This is a genomic window from Hymenobacter sp. (assembly GCF_031398885.1).
Taxonomy (GTDB): domain Bacteria; phylum Bacteroidota; class Bacteroidia; order Cytophagales; family Hymenobacteraceae; genus Hymenobacter.
This window is the reverse complement of record NZ_JANNOD010000032.1, coordinates 1-19,793: the sequence shown is the minus strand read 5'-3', so window position 1 is coordinate 19,793 and position 19,793 is coordinate 1. Positions and strand designations below refer to the sequence as shown.

14 protein-coding genes are annotated in these 19,793 nt (G+C 67.1%); 7 read left to right on the top strand and 7 right to left on the bottom strand.

Going from position 1 to position 19,793, the window contains the following annotated elements:
• Positions 1-343 precede the first annotated feature (343 nt).
• On the bottom strand, positions 344-3,226 hold the full coding sequence (locus RMO51_RS05795; protein ID WP_310392857.1) for a hypothetical protein: 2,883 nt from the start codon (positions 3,224-3,226) through the stop codon (positions 344-346).
• 190 nt (positions 3,227-3,416) lie between these two features.
• Between RMO51_RS05795 and RMO51_RS05790 the strand changes: the two genes are divergently transcribed.
• Positions 3,417-3,968 (top strand): YceI family protein, encoded by a 552-nt coding sequence (locus tag RMO51_RS05790; protein WP_310392855.1) that lies wholly within the window; start codon positions 3,417-3,419, stop codon positions 3,966-3,968.
• Between the two features lie 102 nt (positions 3,969-4,070).
• On the opposite strand, the gene RMO51_RS05785 is transcribed toward RMO51_RS05790, so the two are convergent.
• Together RMO51_RS05785 and RMO51_RS05780 are read right to left on the bottom strand one after the other, a co-directional pair.
• Entirely contained in the window at positions 4,071-5,225 is a 1,155-nt protein-coding gene (locus tag RMO51_RS05785) for a glycerophosphodiester phosphodiesterase (RefSeq protein ID WP_310392854.1), read from the bottom strand.
• Between the two features lie 450 nt (positions 5,226-5,675).
• Positions 5,676-6,074: a hypothetical protein gene (locus tag RMO51_RS05780; protein WP_310392852.1), complete on the bottom strand. Its 399-nt coding sequence runs from the start codon at positions 6,072-6,074 to the stop codon at positions 5,676-5,678.
• A gap of 109 nt (positions 6,075-6,183) precedes the next feature.
• On the opposite strand from RMO51_RS05780, the gene RMO51_RS05775 reads away from it, so the two are divergent.
• The 5 genes from RMO51_RS05775 to RMO51_RS05755 all read left to right on the top strand — a co-directional run bounded on the left by RMO51_RS05775 (position 6,184) and on the right by RMO51_RS05755 (position 13,433).
• Positions 6,184-6,426 carry a hypothetical protein gene (locus RMO51_RS05775; protein ID WP_310392850.1) on the top strand — a complete coding sequence of 81 codons (243 nt, stop codon included), beginning with the start codon at positions 6,184-6,186 and terminating at the stop codon, positions 6,424-6,426.
• A 71-nt stretch (positions 6,427-6,497) separates the two neighbouring features.
• Positions 6,498-7,172, top strand: coding sequence for a peptide-methionine (S)-S-oxide reductase MsrA (gene msrA, locus RMO51_RS05770; protein ID WP_310392848.1), 675 nt, complete (start codon positions 6,498-6,500; stop codon positions 7,170-7,172).
• A 148-nt stretch (positions 7,173-7,320) separates the two neighbouring features.
• Positions 7,321-11,157, top strand: a complete 3,837-nt coding sequence (locus tag RMO51_RS05765; RefSeq protein ID WP_310392846.1) for a PAS domain-containing protein — start codon at positions 7,321-7,323, stop codon at positions 11,155-11,157.
• A gap of 195 nt (positions 11,158-11,352) precedes the next feature.
• Complete coding sequence (locus RMO51_RS05760; protein ID WP_409025032.1) at positions 11,353-12,504, top strand: methionine aminotransferase; 1,152 nt, start codon at positions 11,353-11,355, stop codon at positions 12,502-12,504.
• Between the two features lie 143 nt (positions 12,505-12,647).
• Complete coding sequence (locus RMO51_RS05755) at positions 12,648-13,433, top strand: amidohydrolase (protein ID WP_310392845.1); 786 nt, start codon at positions 12,648-12,650, stop codon at positions 13,431-13,433.
• 99 nt (positions 13,434-13,532) lie between these two features.
• On the opposite strand, the gene RMO51_RS05750 is transcribed toward RMO51_RS05755, so the two are convergent.
• The 3 genes from RMO51_RS05750 to RMO51_RS05740 all read right to left on the bottom strand — a co-directional run bounded on the left by RMO51_RS05750 (position 13,533) and on the right by RMO51_RS05740 (position 17,461).
• Positions 13,533-14,624, bottom strand: coding sequence for a DUF692 family multinuclear iron-containing protein (locus RMO51_RS05750; protein WP_310392843.1), 1,092 nt, complete (start codon positions 14,622-14,624; stop codon positions 13,533-13,535).
• A gap of 66 nt (positions 14,625-14,690) precedes the next feature.
• On the bottom strand, positions 14,691-14,855 hold the full coding sequence (locus RMO51_RS05745; RefSeq protein ID WP_310392841.1) for a hypothetical protein: 165 nt from the start codon (positions 14,853-14,855) through the stop codon (positions 14,691-14,693).
• 269 nt (positions 14,856-15,124) lie between these two features.
• The gene (locus RMO51_RS05740; protein WP_310392839.1) at positions 15,125-17,461 is read right to left on the bottom strand and encodes a T9SS type A sorting domain-containing protein; all 2,337 of its coding nucleotides are present in this window, start codon (positions 17,459-17,461) and stop codon (positions 15,125-15,127) included.
• Positions 17,462-17,570: 109 nt separating this feature from the next.
• Here RMO51_RS05740 and murF point away from each other — a divergent pair, with 109 nt between their 5' ends.
• Positions 17,571-18,872, top strand: a complete 1,302-nt coding sequence (murF, locus tag RMO51_RS05735; protein ID WP_310392837.1) for a UDP-N-acetylmuramoyl-tripeptide--D-alanyl-D-alanine ligase — start codon at positions 17,571-17,573, stop codon at positions 18,870-18,872.
• A gap of 201 nt (positions 18,873-19,073) precedes the next feature.
• Here the strand turns inward: murF and rfbC are convergent, their stop codons facing one another.
• Positions 19,074-19,619, bottom strand: coding sequence for a dTDP-4-dehydrorhamnose 3,5-epimerase (gene rfbC, locus RMO51_RS05730; protein WP_310392835.1), 546 nt, complete (start codon positions 19,617-19,619; stop codon positions 19,074-19,076).
• Positions 19,620-19,793 lie beyond the last annotated feature (174 nt).

Below are 19,793 nucleotides of genomic sequence, written 5' to 3'. Positions count from 1 at the left end.
CGTTGGTAGTCAACCCGTTCTAAACCCGTTTTTCCAGCCCCGGCGGGGCGACACTCGGCCGACGAATGTCGCCCCGCCGGGGCTTTAGCGCCTGAGTGGAGGCATCTTGCTACCGACATGTCGCCCCGCAGGGGCTACGTTCGATAGTCCGCAGCTTGGGTTAAATAGTCGCGCTCAAGTACCCGCACAGCCCGTGTGGCTTCCCCTCTCTTTTGGCTTCGCGCTTGAAGCGAACCAGGGGCCGGGGGTGAGGCCAACGCCAGAACGACTGTCCGCTCACTTGAGCGCGACTACTTAACCACCCCAGCCGGCGCTTTGGTAAGGAAAGGAGTTTCCGTTCGATTTACAGCCGGATGCTGAACGCCAGCGGCTCTACCACCCACTGCCGCGAATTGCTGCTGTAGACTATCCGCACGCCCGCCTCCACCGGCGTGCGCAGCCGCAGCACGTTGAACAAGGCCGAGAAGTCGGCGCCGAGGTTGCGGTAGTTGGCCTGCACCGCGCCGTCGCGCCGGCTGCCCCGGGCCACGTCGGCGAAGGCGGTGGCGCGCAGGCGCTGCACGTAGAGCCAGCGGCCCAGCGTCCAGTGCGGGTAGGCCAGCGGCAGGTAGTAATCGAAGCTGGCGGCCCGGAAGCGGTCGAAGCTGGTGTAGCCCTCGCCGCGGGGGTAGGCCACGCCTTGCTGAAACTGGTACTGCGCCTGGTCCTGCCACTGGTAGCCGGCGCGCAGCCGCAGCGCGTGATGACGCCCTACTCCTGGCAAAAACACGGCGGCTTGCACGGCCCGCTGCTCGGCTTCCAGCCCGCGGCCGAAGGGCGTGGTGCGCCAGGTGGCCAGCAGGGTGCCGCCCCCGCGCGGGGCCACGTCGCGGGCGCTTTGCTTGAGCTGGGCCGCGTAGGCAAGGGAAGTTTGCACGGCGTTGAGCGGGGCGTTGGGGCCCGCTTCGGAGCGGCGGCGCACGGGCAGGTCGTAGTCGTACACTTGCTCGCGCAGGTAGTGGCCGCCCAGCGTGAGGGCTTGCAGGTACTTGGAGCGCGTGAGGACGAGCGGCAGGCGCCCGCCGGCCCGGAAGCGGCTGTAGCGCCACTGGTCGCGCACGAGGCTGTCGAGCGGGCGGCGCCGGTCGGCGTAGAGGGCCACATCGCGGCCGCCGTACTCGCCCTCCACGTCCAGCACCGGCAGCAGCCCCTGGTAGCTCAGGGCGCCAATGCCGCTGACGGTGCGCTCGGCCTGGTCGTAGCTCAGGCCCGCAAACACCTGGGTGGTGCTCAGCAAATCCTGGGAGCGCACGCCCGCGCTCACGGAGTTGCCCACCGGGCTTTGCACCACCCCGTAACTGAACACGTTGAACGCGTGGGCCAGCGGCGAGTAGCGCCGCACGCCGTAGCGCGGCCGGGCCGAGTCGGGCGCGGCCAGCAGCCGGGGCACGGCGCGGCCCCCGGGCTCCTGCGCCGCGAGCTGGGCCGCATAAATAGCGGGCGCTTCGGCCGTAGCGGTGGGAATGGGCGCCCAGGTGGCGGGGTCCAGCGGCATTTCCAGCACGCGGGCGCCGGTGGCGCGGTAGTCGTGAAACGCCAGACGGCGTCCGTCGGGCGACACGGCGGCCTGATAGGCGCCCAGCGGCCGGCTCGTCACCCGGTAGGTTTGGCGGGTGCTCAGGCTCACGGCGTAGAGGTTGTCCACGCCCGACTGCGGCGAGTTGTAGAGCACGTAGTCGCCCCAGGGCTGCGGGTTGGTCAGGTTCACGTTGGCCACGGGCAGCAGGGGCTGGGCGGTGCCGGTGGCCGGGTCGATGACGACGATGGTTTTGCCGGCCGCGCCCAGCGTCACGGCCACGAGGCGGCGGCCGTCGGGGTGCCAGCGGGGCTGCTGGTACAGGTCGTTGGCGGGGTTGGGCAGCACCTGCTCCACGGCGCCGCTGGCCACGCGCAGCACCACCAGCGCGTGGCGGTAGCTGGCGTCGGTTTGCACGGCCACCAGGCGCTGGCCGTCCGGCGAGAGCGCCGCGGCCGCGTAGCGCCCGCCTCGCCCGATGCGCCGGAGCTGGCCCGTATTCAAATCCAGCACCTTCAGCTCGGAATAGATGCGCTGCCCCCAGCGCGGGTGCTGCCGGAACTCGGGCCACACCGCCCGGCCGGCGGCCACCGACAGCATTTCGGGCACGTTCAGCAGGCCCGGCACGAACACCCTGCGCTCGGGGCCCCGGCGGCGCAGCAGCACCAGCTGGGCAAGGTGGCCGAGGCCGGTTTTGAGGGCCAGCACCGTGCTGTCGGTCACGTACTGCGGGTATTGGTACTGGGTAAATATTTTTTCCGAAGCCTGCCCCGCCAGCGCCTGCCCCGGCGTGATGGCCGGCAATTCGCGCTGCTGCGCCCGCCAGGCAGAGTCCAGCTCCGCCATGCTGCGGGCGTACACGTCTTCCACCCGCAGGCCGGTGGTGCGCCTGATGCCGTTGGAGAAAGAAAAAGGGAAGAAGGGAAACCGGTAGTACGCATCCAGGGCCTTGGCCCAGGCAGCGGGGCCGTGGTGGGTTTTCAGGTACGAGGTGAGGAAGTAGCCCAGCACGTACCAGTCGGGCACGTTGTCGCGCAGGGAGCCGTTCACGGCCTTTTGGTAGCCGTAGCGGCGGCCGGCCAGCAGGTTGGCCCGCAGCTCCACGTTGAAACCGGGGATGCGCCCGCGGCCGCTGCGGGTGAGGGCGGTTTCGGTGCCCACGGCGTCGCCCTCGAAAAACCACTGCGGCACGCCCAGGGCCGCCACGCCCAGCGCGCCGTCGCCGAGCAGCGGCCCCAGCACGCGGCCGATGCCCTGCCGGGCTTTCTCGAACTGGCCCACGTGCCGGTACTCGTGCACGGCCAGGCCGTCGAGCCAGTCCACGGTGCCCAGGCCCAGGCCCTGCTGCGGCGTGGCAAAAAACTCGGCGTGCCGGGGCAGGAACGTCACGAAGCCGTTGGGAATCGCGGTCTGGGATTGCAGCACCACGCTGATGGGCCGGGAATTCACGCCGAGGGTGGCCACGCCGGGCCCGTGCAGCTGCTCCAGCCGGGCGGCCGTGCGCTGCGCCGCGGAGTCCAGCCGGCCCGCGTACAGCACCCGGAAGTGGGGCGTGCGCACCTCCTGCCAGCGCAAGGCGGGCGGGTTTTGGGGCAAGATGGAGAGGCTCTGGGCGCGGGCGGGGGCCCACCCCAACGGGCCCAGCAGCCCGCACAGCAACAAACGACGCATGAATTACCTGAAGCAGCAGAAACGATTCCGCAACGGGCATTAAAGAAAGGCACGCTGCGCCAAACGCCCTCCTCAATCCGCTCCAAAACACGGGCGGCTTGAAAACTTTAAAAGATTAAATAATTAATGTTGGTACATTGATGTTGGTACATTATTTTTGCGCATCTGTTTCACCATTCCCCTTACCGTCATGTCCGAAACCACCCCCGCCACCAAGTGGCTGCTCGACCCGCTTCACTCCGAAGTGCAGTTCAAAATCAAGCACCTGGTCATTTCCACCGTCACCGGCTCGTTCAAGGTTTTTCAGGGCTCGATGCAGTCGGAAGGCGAAGACTTTAACCACGCCCAAGTCGAGTTTACCCTTGACGTGGACAGCGTCGACACCAACCAGGAGCAGCGCGACGCCCACCTGCGCGGCGAGGAATTCTTCGATTCGGTCCAGTTTCCGCACATCAAGTTCGTGTCGACTTCCGTGGTGCGGGAGCGCGGCGACACCTACCAGCTGCACGGCGACCTCACGATTAAAAACGTGACCAAGCCCGTGACCCTAGAAGCCGAGTACGGCGGCTCGGCCGTGGACTTCTACGGCAACCACAAAGCCGGCTTTGAGGTGACCGGCCAGATTAACCGCAAGGATTTCGGCCTCACCTGGGGCGCCGTGACCGAGGCCGGCAACATCGTGCTCGGCGACGACGTGAAGCTGACCATCAACGTGCAGTTTGCCAAGCAGGCGCAAGCGTAGCTGCCCGGGTTCTGCCTGCTGCTCCTTTCTCCCTTCAAACCAAAAGCGGCTGCCCCGAATGGAGCAGCCGCTTTTTGCCTGTTGGTGAAGCGTCGGCGCCGGCTATTGCTTAGCCGCCACGGCCGTGGCGGTGTAGTCCGAGAATACGCCGTCCAGGCCAAGGTTGTAGAAGTTCTTGTACTCGGCGGCGGGGTCGCTCTGGTATGGGGTGAGCAGGTACTGCGGCTCGTTGCGGAAGGTGTAGGCGTGCACGAACAGCCCGCGCTGGTGCGCCCGCTCGATGAGCGTGGTGGCCGGCAGTTTGGCGGTGATGGCTGGAATGGCCGGGGTGGTCGGGGTGGCTGCGACGGCCCGGGTGGTAGTGGTGTATGGCTGGATATAGGGTTTCCAGGGCCCGATGCCGTCGGCGTAGGTTTTCACGAAGTCCAGCCCGGCATCGGTGGTCAGGTCCTGGAACGTGCGGGCGTCGCCGGCCACCACGAAGTCGTAAGGCTGGGCGTAGGGCGCCGCCAGCACGATGTTGCCGTTGTCGGCCACGTCGTCGGCATCGATAAGCTGCACCAGCTTCACCGTCGACTTGTACTGGTCGCGGATGGCGCGCAGGTTGCCCACTTCGAACGACTGCACGAAGACCGGCGCCTCGCGGTTGTTCCAGCCGGCGGCCGTGAGGGCGTCGAGCAGCTTGCTGGTTAGGGGCAGGCCCAGGCTTTCGTGGAAGGTGGGGTGCTTGGTTTCGGGATAAATACCGATGGTGCGGCCCTTGGCCGTGCTCTGCGCCTTGGCCAGGTCGATGACTTCCTGAAACGTGGGGATATTGTAGAGTCCGTTGAACTGCTGGTCGCGGAAAGGCAGGGCCTGCTTGGCCTTGATGGTCTTGATTTCAGCCAGCGTAAAGTCGCTCACGAACCAGTCGGTAACCGACGCGCCGTCCAGCATCTTGGTAGTTTTGCGGCCCGCGAACAGGGGCAGCTCGGCCACGTTGGTGGTGCCGGAGAGCATGGGCTCGTGCCGGCATACCAGCACTTTGTCCTTGGTCAGCACCAGGTCCTGCTCGATGTAGTCGGCGCCCTGGTCGATGGCGCGCTGGTAGGCCTCCAGGGTGTGCTCGGGCAGCAGGCCCGAGGCGCCGCGGTGGGCAATGACTAAGGGGGGGTTGCCGTCGAGGGTCAAGTACTTGGGGGATTGGGAATCGTCGTCCTGGCAGGAGCTGGCGCCCAGCAGGCTGGCGGTGGCAAAAAGGAAAAGGTAGTTTTTCACGGCTCGTAGAGTTGGTACCGTGCAAAAGTTGACTTTACGCATTACTTCGTGACTACTTGCAGGTTACCAAATTAGCCGCCGCCAACGGCGGAAGGCAAGGCCACCACGGCCTCGCAATCCACGTGAAACCAGCGGCCCGCTAAGCAGCCGAAATCAGCTCCTTGTCCGACACGCTCTGGTCCTTGAAGATGGCTGCGCCGCGCTCCTTGCGCGTGCTGCGCGAGTAGAGGCTGATGCTTCACCTCGGGGTGGGCCTTGATGAGCTGGCGGGTGCGCACGCGGTGCGGCTCGGGGGGTCGGGGCGAGGGCGAAAGCGGTGGGAGCTACGGCCATGAAATGCGGGAAGGGGGCGCGGCGTGCGGCCGCCGCGCCGGCGGCGGGCAATGATACGGCCTTTGGGGCGATGCCCGCGGGAACGAAGCAACCCGCGGGCGGAACTCAGCCACGCGCTTACATCTGCCGCAGCCAGGCTGTGGCCGTTGCCATGTCGTCGAACGTGGCCACCACGGGGTTGCCCACCGTGAACTGCAGGGTCAGGTCGGTCGACAAGCGGCTGTAGACGTTGGTCGAGTACACCCAGGCAAAATACTGCAGGCCGGCCGCCGCCATGGCCGGAAACCACTCCTTGCCGCCCCATTCGGAGGCCTCGCTCCACATGCTGGTCACCCGGGTGTTGTCGTTCAGTACTTTGTGGCAGTGCTGCAGGCGCAACAGGCGCAGCATTTCCAGCGCCCCGTGCTGCACGCTGGTCAGGTCTTGGTTGCCGTGCCAGTCGGCGTGCAGCCAGCCGTTCAGGTGGTCGTAGGCAATGGTAATGTGGGGTTCTTCGAGTAAAGTTTGCAGGGCCATAGATTTAATTAGGAGAGCAATGCGGCTTGCTACGGCAAATACGTAGCAAAGGATGCAGCAGCAGCCCGAAATCATCTGCTTTGCGCGCCCCAGTTGCTACTCAGCCCGAGTGCTCCGGCATAAATACCTAGCCCAGAAAGACGGCGCCAGGAAACAGTCCAGCGAAGGGCATTTACCGCGGGCGACCTGCGACGCCGCGCTGGCCGCCGTGCCCGGGGCTCCGAACCAGGTCTGCCGCACCGCGAACGGCGCACCCCCCCGCGGCGCGGGCAACGAGCCCCCCGGCCACCGGTCGCAAGCCGGGCCGGGCCAGAATCCGTATACCAGTGCCAACGCCCTGGCCCTGGCGTAAGGCCGGCGGCCCGCCCGCGTCTACCGCCCCAAATCCGCCATTTTCGGCATCATTTCTGTTTTACAGTTCCCATGAAAAACCGATTGAAATCCTTGGCCGGGCTCAGCGCGCTGGCCTTTCTGTTTGCCTGCGGCACCCAGCAGCCGGCCGATGCCCAGAACCCGCCGCGCTCCACGGCCGGCTTCGCCCCCACCGACCTGTCCGGCCTGGCCACGGCCACGTTTGCCGGCGGCTGCTTTTGGGCCCAGGAAGAGGCGTTTGAGCAGCTCAAGGGCGTGCAGCAGGTGGTGAGCGGCTACGCCGGCGGCACCAAAGCCAACCCCACTTACGAGCAGGTGTCCGATAAAACCACGGGCCACACCGAAACGGTGCAGATTTACTACGACCCCCGGGTCATCAGCTACCAGAAGCTGGCCGACATTTTCTTCACCGCCTCGCACGACCCCACGCAACTGAACCGGCAGGGCCCCGACGCCGGCCCCGAGTACCGCTCGGCCGCGTTCTACCGCACCCCGGAGGAGAAAAAAATACTCGAGGCCACCATTGCCAAAGTCAACGCCGCGAAGATGTACAGCAGCAAAATCGTGACCGAAGTGGTGCCGTTTCAAAAGTTCTGGCCCGCCGAAGCCTACCACCAGGGCTACTACCGCCTGCACCCCGAAAATCCCTACATCGGCAACGTGTCGGCGGCCAAGGTGGAGCACGTGCGCAAGGCTTTTGACCAGGACATCAAAACCCCGCTCTAAGCGCCGGCACCGGCCCCAACCCGTTGCGCGCGAGCCCTGGCCACCGGCCGGGGCTTTTTTTTGTTAACAAGTTTGGCTCCGAGCGTGGACCTATCTTTGAAAACCGAAGCCCCTCCCGGGGGGCCGCGTGTTGATGCTTTTGCCGTTTATGCCCACTTCCGCCCTACCCGCCCCGGATTTTGCCCTGCTGTTTGCCGCGTTGCCCGCGCCGCTGGCGGCCCTGGCGCCGGACGGCCGCCTCCTGGCGCTGAACCAGGCAATGGCCGACCTGCTCCGGCTGGCGGGCCCGGCGGCGGCCCCGCCGGGCCAGCCGCTGGCGGCGCTGCGCACGGCGTTGGCGGCGCAGGGCGAAACGCTGGCCCCGCCCGATGCCTGGATTGCCGGGCTGCGGGCGGCCCGGGCCGGCAGCGCGCAAGTGCTTACCCCGGTCCCCGCCCCCGCCGACGCGCCCGACGCCCCGGCCCGGCGGCACTGGGAGGCCACGCTGCAGCCCGTGCCCGCCAGCGCGCGCGCGCGCAAGCCGCGCTACCTGCTGCTGAGCCTGCTTGAAGTGCGCGAGCCGCCGCGCATGCAGCGCATCCTGGACCAGCTCCCGCTTTCCATCACCACCGTGGAAGGGCCGGACCTGACGTTCACGTTCCTTTCGGCCCGGGCCCGGGAGCTCATGGGGCCGCGGGCCGCCGTGGGCCGCTCCGTGGCCGAGAGCTTGCCGGAAGTGGCCGCGCAAGGCTACACCCAGCTGCTGCAAGCGGTGCGCGACAGCGGCCGGCCCCTTCACGGCCACGAAGAGCGCACCGAGCTGCTGGACCCGGCCACCAATGAAACCCGCGAGCGCTACCACAACTTCGGCTACTTGCCGCTGCGGGGCGAGCAGGGCGCTGGGGTGCTGGCCTACAGCCTCGACGTGACCGAGCAGGTGCTGGCCCGCCGCGCCACCGAAACCCTGCAGGCCGAAGTGCAGGCCGCCGACCTGCGCCTGCGCCGCCAGGCCGAGATGCTGCCCATCATCACCTTCACTACCGACGCAGCGGGGCGCACCACCTACATGAGCCCGCAGTGGTACGCCTTCACGGGCCAGCCGCCCGGCGGGCCCTGGGCCGAGGTGGACGTGGCCTGGGCCGAGCACCTGCACCCCGACGACCACGGCAGTGCCGAGCGCGAAATTGCCCAGAGCATTGCCCAAGCCCAGCGGGGGCGGGTGGAAGTGCGCCTGCGCGGGGCCAACGGCCAGTACCGCTGGTTTCTGACCGAAGCCGTGCCCGAGCTGGACGCGGCCGGCCGCCTGCTGCGCCGCTACGGCTTCATGCTGGACGTGCACGAGCTGCGCGACACCCAGCGCCGGCTCGAAGCCAAGGACCGGCAGCTCAGCCAGATTCTGGACCAGACCCCGGCCTTCATCGCCACCATGGAAGGGCCCGACCACCGCTACACCTTTTTCAACCCCCGCTACCACGACTTGCTGGGCCGCCGCGCCCAGTTGGGCCAGCCCCTGGTGGAGTCGCTGCCCGAGGGGGTGGAACGGGGCTTTGTCGACCTGCTCGACCACGTGTACCGGGTGTATCGCAGCGGCAAAACGCACGTCGCCCCGGAAGTCCTGATTCATTTTCCCGACGCGGCCACCGGGCAAACCCACGACCACTACTTCGACTTCACCTACCTGGCCCTGCGCGACAAAGCCGGCCAGGTGAACGGCATACTGAACTTCGCGGTGGACGTGACCCAGCGGGTGGGCGCGCGCCGCCAGGCCGAAGAGCTGGCCGCCGAAATCAGCCGCCGCGACGAGCAGGTGCGCGCCATCACCGCGGCGGTGCCCGTGTTCATTTGCAACTTCACCCCCGGCGGCACCATCACCTACGTCAACCCCTACTTCTACGAGTACACGGGCCTGGACCCCGCTACGCCGCCCGGCACCGCTTTGGGCACCATTCCCCCCGACGACCGGGCGGCCGTGAGCGTCATCGCCCGGGCGGCCATGGTAGCGGGCCAGCCCTGGCAGGCCCCGTTCCGCTGCCGCCGCCGCGACGGCGCGCTGCGCTGGTTCCAAACCAAGGCGCAGCCCTACCTGGACGCCGCCGGGCAGCTGGCGGGGTTCAGCTCGGCCACCGTGGAAATTCACGAGCTGCACGAACGCACCGAAGAGCTGACCCGCAGCCGCACCGACTTTGCGGCCCTGGCCGACAACATTGCCCAGCTGGCCTGGATGGCCGACGCCACGGGGTCCATCTTCTGGTACAACCAGCAGTGGTACGAGTACACGGGCACCACGTTTGCCGAAATGCAGGGGTTTGGCTGGCAGGCCGTGCACGACCCCGCCCTGGTAGAGGGCGTGCTCCAGCGGTTCCTGACCAGCGTTGCCGCCGGCGAACCCTGGGAAGACACCTTCCCGATTCGCGGGCGCGACGGGCAGTTTCGGTGGTTCCTGAGCCGGGCCCGCCCCGTGCGCGACGCCGCCACCGGCGCCGTGGTGCGCTGGTGCGGCACCAACACCGACGTGACCGAGCTGCGCCGGCTGCAAGACCAGCTGGGCGACAGCGAAGAGGAGCTGCGCATCCAGGCCGAGAGCATCCCGCAGCAGGTGTGGACGGCCCAGCCCGACGGCACGGTGGACTTTTTCAACCACCGCACGGCCGCCTACGTGGGCGAGTCCATGGAGAAAAACGGGGCCGCGCACTGGCTCAACTTCGTGCACCCCGCCGACCATGCCCCCATGCAGGCCCGCTGGCAGGCCGCCATCGCTACCCAGCGCTACTACGAGGCCGAGTTCCGCCTGCGCCGCTACGACGGCGAGTACCGCTGGTTTCTGGGCCAGGCCCAGGCCCGACGCGCCCCCGGCGGCCAGGTGCTGAAGTGGTACGGCACCAACACCGACGTGCACCAACTGCGCCTGCTCCAGGAACAGGTGCTCTCGAGCCAGGCCCGCTTTCAGCAGCTGCTCGAAACCCTGCCGCAAATGACCTGGACCGCCCGGCCCGACGGCAAAGCCACGTACTACAGCCAGCGCTGGTACGACTACACCGGCGCCACGCTGGGGGAAGAGCAGGAATGGGACTGGGACCGGTTCACGCACCCCGACGACCTGGCCGCCACCCTGCGGCGCTGGCAGCACAGCCTGGCCACCGGCGAGCCGTTCGAGGACGAAACCCGGTGGCGCGACCACCGGGGCAACTACCGCTGGTTTTTGGTGCGGGCCGAAGCCATCCGCGACGAAGCGGGCGCGGTGGTGCTCTGGGTGGGCACCCACACCGACGTGGACGAATTTAAGCAGGTGCAGCAGCAGCTCGAAGCGCAGAACGCCCGCCTGGTGCGCACCAACGAGGACCTGGACAACTTCGTGTACACGGCCTCGCACGACCTCAAGCAGCCCATCAACAACATGGCCGGCATTTTTGAGGAGCTCACCCGCACGGCTTACTTCCGCGACCCCGACGCCATCAAGCTCATCACCTACTTCGAGCGCGCGCTGGCTCAGATTTTTGCCACCATCGACGACCTGGGCGCCATTGTGCAGGGGCAGCGCCAGCAGCAGGAAGTGCCCGCCGAGGAGGTGGCCCTGGCCCCGCTGGTGGCCACCGTCATCAGCAGCCTGCAGGACCAGGTAACGCAACTCGGCGCGACGTTTGAGCTGGACTTTGCTACCTGCCCGGCGGTGACCTTCGTACGGGCCAACCTGCACAGCGCCCTGTTCAACCTCATCAGCAACTCGCTCAAGTACGCCGCCCCCGGCCGGCCGCCCCGCATCCGCCTCAGCAGCGGCCCCGATGCCGCAACCGGCCGCCCCGTGCTCACGGTGCAGGACAACGGCATCGGCATCGACCTGGCGCGCTTCGGGCCGCAGCTCTTCCAGCTGTTCCGCCGCTTCCACACCCACGTGGGGGGCACCGGCATGGGCCTGTACCTGGTGAACCGCATCGTGCAAAACCACGGCGGCCGCCTCGAAGTGGCCAGCACCGTGGACGAGGGCACCACGTTTCGGATTTATTTGTAGCTTTTGGGGGTGATGAAGTGATAGTGATGGGGAGAGCGATAAAGAACGTCATGCAGAGCGCAGCGAAGCATCTCGCTCGCATCGTCGCATCAAACAATGATTGGATTACTACCGCATGCGAGATGCTTCGCTGCGCTCTGCATGACGTTCTTTATCGCTCTCCCCATCACTATCACTTCATCACCCCCAAAAGCTTTGCTTCAGTCTAAATTACCCGACGTTGGCGTCAGCATCTTCACCCAAATGACCCTGCTGGCGCAGGAAACCGGGGCCATCAACCTCGCCCAGGGCTTCCCGGACTTCGACCCGCCGCAGGAGTTGCTGGAGGCCCTGGCCCGCCACGCCCGCACGCCGGGCCACCACCAGTACGCGCCCATGCCGGGCCTGCCCCGGCTGCGCGAGGCCATCGCGGCCCAGGTGGCCCGCCGCCACGCCGACGCCCCCGCGCCCGACCCGGCCACCGAAATCACCGTCACGGCCGGGGCCACCGAGGCGCTGTACGCCGTGCTGGCGGCCGTGGTGCGGCCCGGCGACGAGGTGCTGGTGTTCGAGCCGGCGTACGATTTGTACGGGCCGGCCATCCGGCTGCAGGGCGGCGTGCCGCGCTACGTGCGCCTGCCCGCGCCCGACTTCCGGCCCGACTGGGAAGCGGTGCGCCGGGTGGTGTCGCCCCGCACCCGGCTGGTGCTCGTCAACACGCCCCACAACCCCAGCGGGGCCGTGTTCACGGCCGACGACTGGCACGAGCTGGCCCGCCTGCTGGCCGGCACCGACGCCCTCGTGCTTAGCGACGAAGTGTACGAGCACCTCGTGTTCGACGGCGCGCCGCGCCGCAGTGCCCGCCAGCACCCCGCGCTGCGGGAGCGCAGCTTCGTGCTCTCCTCCTTTGGCAAAACCTACCACGCCACCGGCTGGAAGGTGGGCTACTGCCTGGCCCCGCCCGCCCTCACGGCCGAGCTGCGGCGCGTGCACCAGTTCGTGACCTTCGCCGTGAGCACCCCCACCCAGCACGCCCTGGCCGACGTGCTGGCCGCCGACGTCAACGACGCCCACGCCGAGGGCCTGGCGCCCTTTTACCAAGAGAAGCGAGACCGGTTCCGCGCCCTGCTGGGTGAAACCGGCTGGGAATTGCTGCCCGTGCCCGGCGGCTACTTCCAGCTGGCCCGTTACGACGCCTTTTCGCCGGCCACCGACCTGGCTTTTGCGCAGTACCTGGCCCGCGACAAGGGCGTGGCCGTGGTGCCCGTGTCGGCCTTTTACCACGACGGGTTCGATGATGGGCTGATTCGGTTTTGCTTCGCGAAGGAAGCCGCCACGCTGGAAGCTGCCGCGGCGCGGCTGCGGTAGCGGGTTTTTGATGTGCTGATTTCGGGATGGGCGGATGTGCTGAAACAGCAACCCGCTCGCGTGCCGAGGATGCGTCAAAATCAGTCCATCCTCTTAAAAGCACATCCGCCCATCCGCCCATCCCAAAATCAGCCCATCAAACAATGGCCGCCCTGACCGTTTCCTTCGTGCAAACCGCGCTGCACTGGCACGACGCCGCGGCTAACCGCGCAGCCCTCGGCCAGCAACTGGCCCAGCTCCCGGGCCCTACTGACCTAATTGTGCTGCCCGAGATGTTCACCACGGGCTTCACCATGGAAGCCGCCGGCCAGGCCGAAACCATGACCGGCCCCACCGTGGCCTGGCTGCGCGCGCAAGCCGCCGCGCACAACGCAGTGGTTACCGGCAGCGTCATCATCCAGGAAAACGACCAATATTTCAACCGCCTGCTGTGGGTGCGGCCCGACGGCCGCCTGCGCCACTACGACAAGCGCCACCTGTTCACGCTGGCCGGCGAGCAGCACACCTACACCCCCGGCCGGGCCCGCCTGGTGGAGGACTGGCGCGGCTGGCGCATCTGCCCGCTGGTGTGCTACGACCTGCGCTTCCCGGTCTGGAGCCGCAACCAGCCCGCGGCGCCCTACGACCTGCTGCTCTACGTGGCCAACTGGCCCGCCGTGCGCCGCACCGCCTGGACGACCCTGCTCCGCGCCCGAGCCATCGAGAACGTGGCCTGCGCCCTAGGCGTCAACCGCCTCGGCCAGGACGGCCTGGGCCACGACTACGCCGGCGACTCGGCCCTGATTGACGCCCGCGGCGATTATTTGGTCGAAGCCGGCGGCGCGGCCGGCGTCTTCACGCACACCCTGCGCCGGGACGAGCTGGAGGACTTTCGAGCGAAGTTTGCGGCCCTGCACGACGGCGACGCGTTCGAGCTGCGCGGGGAATAGCGCGCCCGTGGGCTCTGCTTACCTTTTTTTCAACGGCAACAATTCTCGCGCCTGAAGTGCCACGGTACGGACTGGGACTAAAGACCCCAAACCCAGAAGTTATTGCTTCCATTTCTGGGCAATGCCGACGGCGGTTTCCAGCATGTGCGGCTCCCAGTCCTCGATTTGCCAGGCGGTGTTGGCCAGGGACGAGGAGCGGAGCCGGCGTTGGGCCTCGGCAAACGTGGGGGCCGTTTCCAGGATGTTTGAGAGTTGCTGCTGCTGCTGGTGCAGCTCATCGTCCTCCACAACGGGGCCCTGGGCCAGGGGCTGCAACGGCAGAAACAGCCGCTCCGGGCGTTCAATCAGGCTGTTTCTGCGCTTCTTCACCAGCCCTTCCATCCTCCGAAAATCCCGGCGAAAAAGGGCCCGGCTGCGGTCGGTTTTCAGTCCGTTGCCCAGCTGCTCCAGCACCACGTACTTCAGGTGGGGGCATTTCGGCATGGTGCGTTCCAGCAGCTGGAACACCTCCTCCGGCACGGCCCCGTCGTGAGTGTCCCGGCGCACTTTCTGGCCCGGCACCAGCGCCGAATCTTCCCAGCTACCGCCCGAGATGTGGATTTCCCGCACCCGGTCCAGCGGGTACAGCCCGATTAGCTCCTCGTACGGAACGGAAAAGTTATGGAGCTGGCAGTAGAAGTTATGCAGGTCCAGAATCAGAAAGCCGTTCACCGGCTCAACCAGCTTGTCCAGGAACTCGCCGTGCTGTTTTACCTCGTCGAGCGAGTAGGCAAAGGCCAGGTTTTCCAGGCCGACCGGGCACCGACATGCTTCGTAAATCCGGCCCAGCCGGTCCTGCCCGATGCGCAGGGTCGTGGGGGAATACGGCACGTGGAGCGGGGCACCGGAATGGAAATTCTGGCCGGTGAAAAAGCCGAAATGCTCGGTGATGTGGTCGAAGCAATGCTGCGCCGACAGCTGCTTGAGGTGTTCCAGCCACTGCTGTTGCGCGGCCGTCCACTTGCCCGAAAGCAGGGAGAAGTACACGCCGTGGCCCACCAGCCGGTGCTGGCGGCCGTAGGTGCTCAGTAAATCCGTGAACCAGTCCGGCACCTGCTCGGCCCAAAAGAGCGTGTCGAACGACCATTCAATGGCTTCCACCCGGCCGGCTTCCAGCAAGGGAAAGGCCGCCGCCAAAATGTCCGCATCCAAGTTACAGGCTATTGCGGACAAGATTACGGGCTCTTCCACGACGGGCTGTTTTTTGGCGCTCACCCCTTACCCCCGGCCACAGGCTGGGCAGTTATATGCATTCGGCGGCGTGACTTCCCCTTTGCCTACTTGCTCGCCCTTGGGTTTGGGCTCGTCTCCTTTTTTGCAACCGGTGGTTTGCACCGCCATGCCAACCAGAATGGCACCGAGTAAAACTTTAGGGATTTTCATGGGAATAGCGTTGGTGGTTGGGTAGGCACAATTGCCAATTTCAAGTCGCTGACCTTCGTGCCCGCCCAGGAGTTGCACCCGCCCCGGCCTGCCGGCGATTATTTTTTTGTTGCTGCCGGAATGCTTTCCTTCTGCCACATCCATTCTTGCCGTCGCTCTCAGGTCCGGGCATGTTGCGCGGCCGAACGACCGGTGCACGAATCTGAAAACGGCTCTGATTGTGCCCCAGGGTTTGGGCGCGCTTAGTCGGCGACGCACCGCTCAGCCCTTTACCGCACCAGCAGCCGCTTAACCCCCGCCGCACCATCCGCGCCCTCGGCCCGCACCAGGTACACGCCGGCGGCCAACCCGGCCAGGCTCAGGGCGTGGCGGCGCTGCGTAGCGCCCGCGGCCCGCACCACGCGGCCGGTGAGGTCGAACACGGTGACGCGGGTGGGCGCGGCCGTTTCGACGGTGGCCGTAGCGGTGGCCGGGTTGGGGTACACGCCCAGGGCCAGGGCCCGGACCGCCGCGGGGCGGGCGGCCGTGATGACTCGTTCGCGGGGGCGATACGTGAGGATGCCGCCGGCTTGGGTACCCACGAATAGCTCGGGCACGGTATCACCGTTCAGGTCGGCAGCGGCCAGGCCGTAGTGCGTGACCAGGTCCCGGCCCAGGCGGGTGGGTTCGAACTGGTTGTTGAGGGGATTGCGCAGCAAGTCCGTGCGCTCCACGAATGCCCCCGACTGGGCGCGGTAGTTGGTGAACAGGCGCAGCAGGCCGGTGGCGTCGGCGGTGAGCAGGTCGGGGGCGCCGTCGCCGTCGAAGTCGGCCACCACCGGGCTCAGGTTGCGGGGCCGGACGCCGCCGGCTTCGCGGATGCGGCCAAAGTCGTTGTCCACGAGCACGAAGGCGCTGTCGAGCGGGCCGCGGCCGCGGTTGCGGAAGTAGCGCAGGCTCATGCCCGGCTCGCGGGGCTCGTTGGTGCCGATGAGCAGGTCCACGTAGCCGTCGTTGTCCACGTCGGTGAAGCAGGGCATGTCGCCCCGGGCGTAGGGCAGCACCCCCGTGTCGGGCTGGTAAGTGGCGGGAATACTAGTCACGGCGGGGCCCTGGGGCTTGAAGCGCCCGGCGCTGGCGGCGCTGAACACGGCCGGTTGGCCGGCGGGCGCCGTGTTGAGGATGAAGTGCAGCGCATTGGCGCCCTGGACCTGACCCCAGGCAGCGTAGGCCAGGTCCAGGGCGCCGTCGCGGTTGAGGTCGACCAGCACCGGCTTGACGCCTTCCAGGCGCTGGGCGGCCAGGCCCAGGTAGTCGGCCGTCACGAAGCTGAACACCGGCTGGGCCGCGGTGCCCACGTTGCGGTAGTGCGTGAGCGTGGCGCAATACACGCCGCTGATGCGGTCGGCGTAGTTGCCGACGAGCATATCGGGCCGCCCGTCGCCGTCGAGGTCGCCGAAGGTGGGCGCGGCGCCCTCGCTCACGTCTATCATCTCGTTTTGCAGGAAGCCGGCCGGGCGGAACGCGAAGACCGGCGCGCCGCTGGCGGACGCGTTGTGAAACAGCTGCACCGAGTTGCGCAGGCTCACCCGGTCGGCCAGGTTGTCGAGCATATTGGGCGCCACCACCAGGTCGGGGCGGCCGTCGAAGTCGGCATCGAAAGAATAACCCGCCGGAAAAACGGGCACCCGCGCCGGCGCGGCAGCCGTGGGAAAGGCCGCGCTGATGTCGGCCGAAGCAAGGATGGGGACCTGGGCGGTGCCCTGGTTGAGCAGGCGCACCAGTTCGGGGCAGTTGTCGCGGCCGTCGAGCAGGTCCTGGTCGCCGTCGCCGTCGAGGTCGAGCAGCAGCAGGCTGTGGCCGCCGGTGTGGGTGGGCCGGGCCGCCGTGAAGCAGGGCTGGCCGTTGAAACGGTACTCGGCGCAGCCGCCGCAGGCCTGCAGCCCGCCCCAATTGTCGGTGGCGAGGGTGAAGGTGAGCGCGCTGCCGCAGGGGCCAGGGTCGTTGTTGAGGTACTGCCCGATGAAGGACGCGCTGGCGAAATCGTACGTCATGATGTCGAGCTTGCCGTCGCCGTTCACGTCCTCGATGGCGGGCGTGTTGTAGCCGCCCACCAGCAGGTTGGCGGAGCCCGAAAAGCTGCCCGTGTACCGAATCTGGTCGGTAGTGAGCTGAAAGCTGGGCCGGCCGTTGACCGCCGCGTTGCGGAACACCCGGATGTTGCCGCCGCCGGTGCTGTAGGTAAACAAGTCGGCGCGGCCGTCGCAGTCGTAGTCGCGCAGCAGGGCCCAGCTTTCGAGGTCATCGGGAAACAAGGACTCGTACTCCGGGGCGTAGCGCCAGCGGCGGCCGGCGGCCACGGCGGGCGCGGCCACGCTCAGAAACGTGTAGCAGCGGCTGCTTTCCCGGTCGAAGGCGAACAGGTCCGGCTGGCCGTCGCCGTTCAGGTCGATGGTGCTGAACTGCGGCGTGTTGAAGCCGCCGGCCCAGGCGTTGCGCAGCGTGTCGCCACCTTGCACCACCGGCGGGCCCGGCTCGTACTCAAACCCAACCGGAACGCCCGACTGGGCCCAGGCCGGGACGGAACAGGCCAGCAGCGCCGGCAGCAAAGCAAGGAAACGCACCATGGTCAGTAACGATTTTTAAGCAGTTAGGGCACGAGCAGTGGAAGCCAGGCCACATTCCCGCCCACCTTTGCACCAAATTACACCCGGAATATCGATTGCGTTCAATCCCATGCTGCTCTACTCCCATTACTTAGCGGCCGGCGGCCAGGTCAGCACCGATTCGCGCCAGCCCCAGCCCGGCACGCTCTTTTTTGCCCTGAACGGCCCCAGCTTCCGGGGCGCCGACTTTGCGCCGCAGGCGCTGGCGAAAGGCGCCCGCCACGCCGTGGTGGACGACCCCGCGCTGGCCGCCACCGACCCCGCCCGCCACACCTTCGTCGCGGACCCGCTCGCGGCCCTGCAGGCGCTGGCCCGGCACCACCGCCAGCAGTTCAACATTCCGGTGCTGGCCATCACGGGCTCCAACGGCAAGACCACCACCAAGGAGCTGCTCACGGCCGTGCTGGCGCAGCAGTTCCGGGTGCTGGCCACTGCGGGCAACTTCAACAACCACATCGGGGTGCCGCTCACGCTGCTGCGCCTGCGAGCCGGCGAGCACGACTTTGCCGTGATTGAGATGGGGGCCAACCACCAAGGCGAAATCGCGGCGCTGTGCGCGCTGGCCGAGCCCACCCACGGCCTCATCACCAACATCGGCAAGGCCCACCTCGAAGGCTTCGGCGGGGCCGAGGGCGTGGCCCGGGGCAAGGGCGAGCTGTTCGACTACCTGGCCCGCACCGGCGGCACGGCCTTCGTCAACACCCTCGACCCCAAGCTGCCCGGTCTGGCCGCCGCCGTACCCACGCGCCTCACTTACCCCGGCCCGGCCGATACCTACCCCGCCACGCTGCTGGCCGCCGACCCCGCCCTGGCTTTGCGCCTCGGCCCGGCCGGCCCCGACGTAGCCGCGCAGCTTACCGGCGACTACAACTTCCCCAACCTGGCCGCGGCGGCGGCCGTGGGCCAGCACTTCGGCGTGGCGCCCGAAAAAGTAGCCGCCGCTTTGGCCCGCTACAACCCGCAAAACAACCGCTCGCAGCTGTTGCGCACGGCGGCCGGCAATGAGCTGCTGCTGGATGCTTACAACGCCAATCCGTCGTCGATGGCCGCGGCCCTGCGCAGCTTCGCAGCCCGCCCCACGGCCCCCGGCCAGCAGAAGCTGGTGGTCCTCGGCGACATGTTCGAGCTGGGCGAGGAGAGCACCGCCGAGCACCGCCACCTGGGCCAGCTGCTGACGGAACTGCGGCTGCCCGCTGCGCTGCTCATCGGCCCGGAGATGGGCGTGGCCGCCCCCGCATCAGCTATTTTTCAGCACTTCGCTACCAAAGCCGAAGCGGCGGACTGGCTGCGGCAACACCCCGTGCGCGGCCAGCAGGTGCTGGTGAAGGGCAGCCGCGGCATGGCGCTGGAGACGCTGGTGGAGTGGCTGTGATTGCCCCTGGCGGCAACCTCACCCCCTGACCCCCGGTTCGCTTGAAGCGCGAAGCCCGCGGAGAAGGGGTCAGTTAAAAGTGAAGAGTTAAAAAGCGGTCCGTTTTAACTCTTCACTTTTAACTTTTAACCAGGCAGGACCGGTGCCCCCTCTTTTTTGGAGAGGGGGTCAGGGGGTGAGGTTACCGCTGGGGGCAATCAGCTAAAACGGGCTCACGAAATCTTTGAACAGCGGCAGCTCGTCGTCTTTGCCAGACACGAGCGGGGCCACCTCGGTGCCCCAGTTGATGTTCAGGTCGGCGTCGTCCCAGCGCAAGCCGCCTTCGGTGGCGGGGGCGTAGTAGTCGCTGCATTTGTAGAGAAAGATGGTGTTGTCCTCCAGGGCCATGAAGCCGTGGGCAAACCCGGCGGGAATGAAAAGCAGGTTGGCTTTGGTGGCCGTGAGCTCCACGAGCTGGTGCTGGCCGTAGGTGGGCGAGCCGGTGCGCAGGTCCACGGCCACGTCGAGGGCCCGGCCCTGGCCCACGCGCACGAGCTTGGCCTGGGCGTGGGGCGGGCGCTGAAAGTGCAGGCCGCGCAGCACCCCTTTTTTGGAGTTGGACTGGTTGTCCTGCACCCAGTCGGCGGCGGCGCCAGCCCCGGCCAGCAGGCGGGCGCTGTAGGTTTCAAAAAACACGCCCCGGTCGTCGGCAAACACGCGGGGAATCAGTTCGACGAGCCCGGCGAGGGCGTGCTGCTTTACTTCCATCGGAACAAAGGTAGAATTTTCGGTAAGACGTCTTCGTCGGTTTTAACGAACAGCATGAGCTTATCCGAGCAGGCGCGCAAAAAGAACAGTCATGCTGAGCTTGTCGATGCATAACGCCCCCCGCGTGACAACCAACAGTAGGGGACGGCGGAAAAAGTCCAAAACCTAAACAGA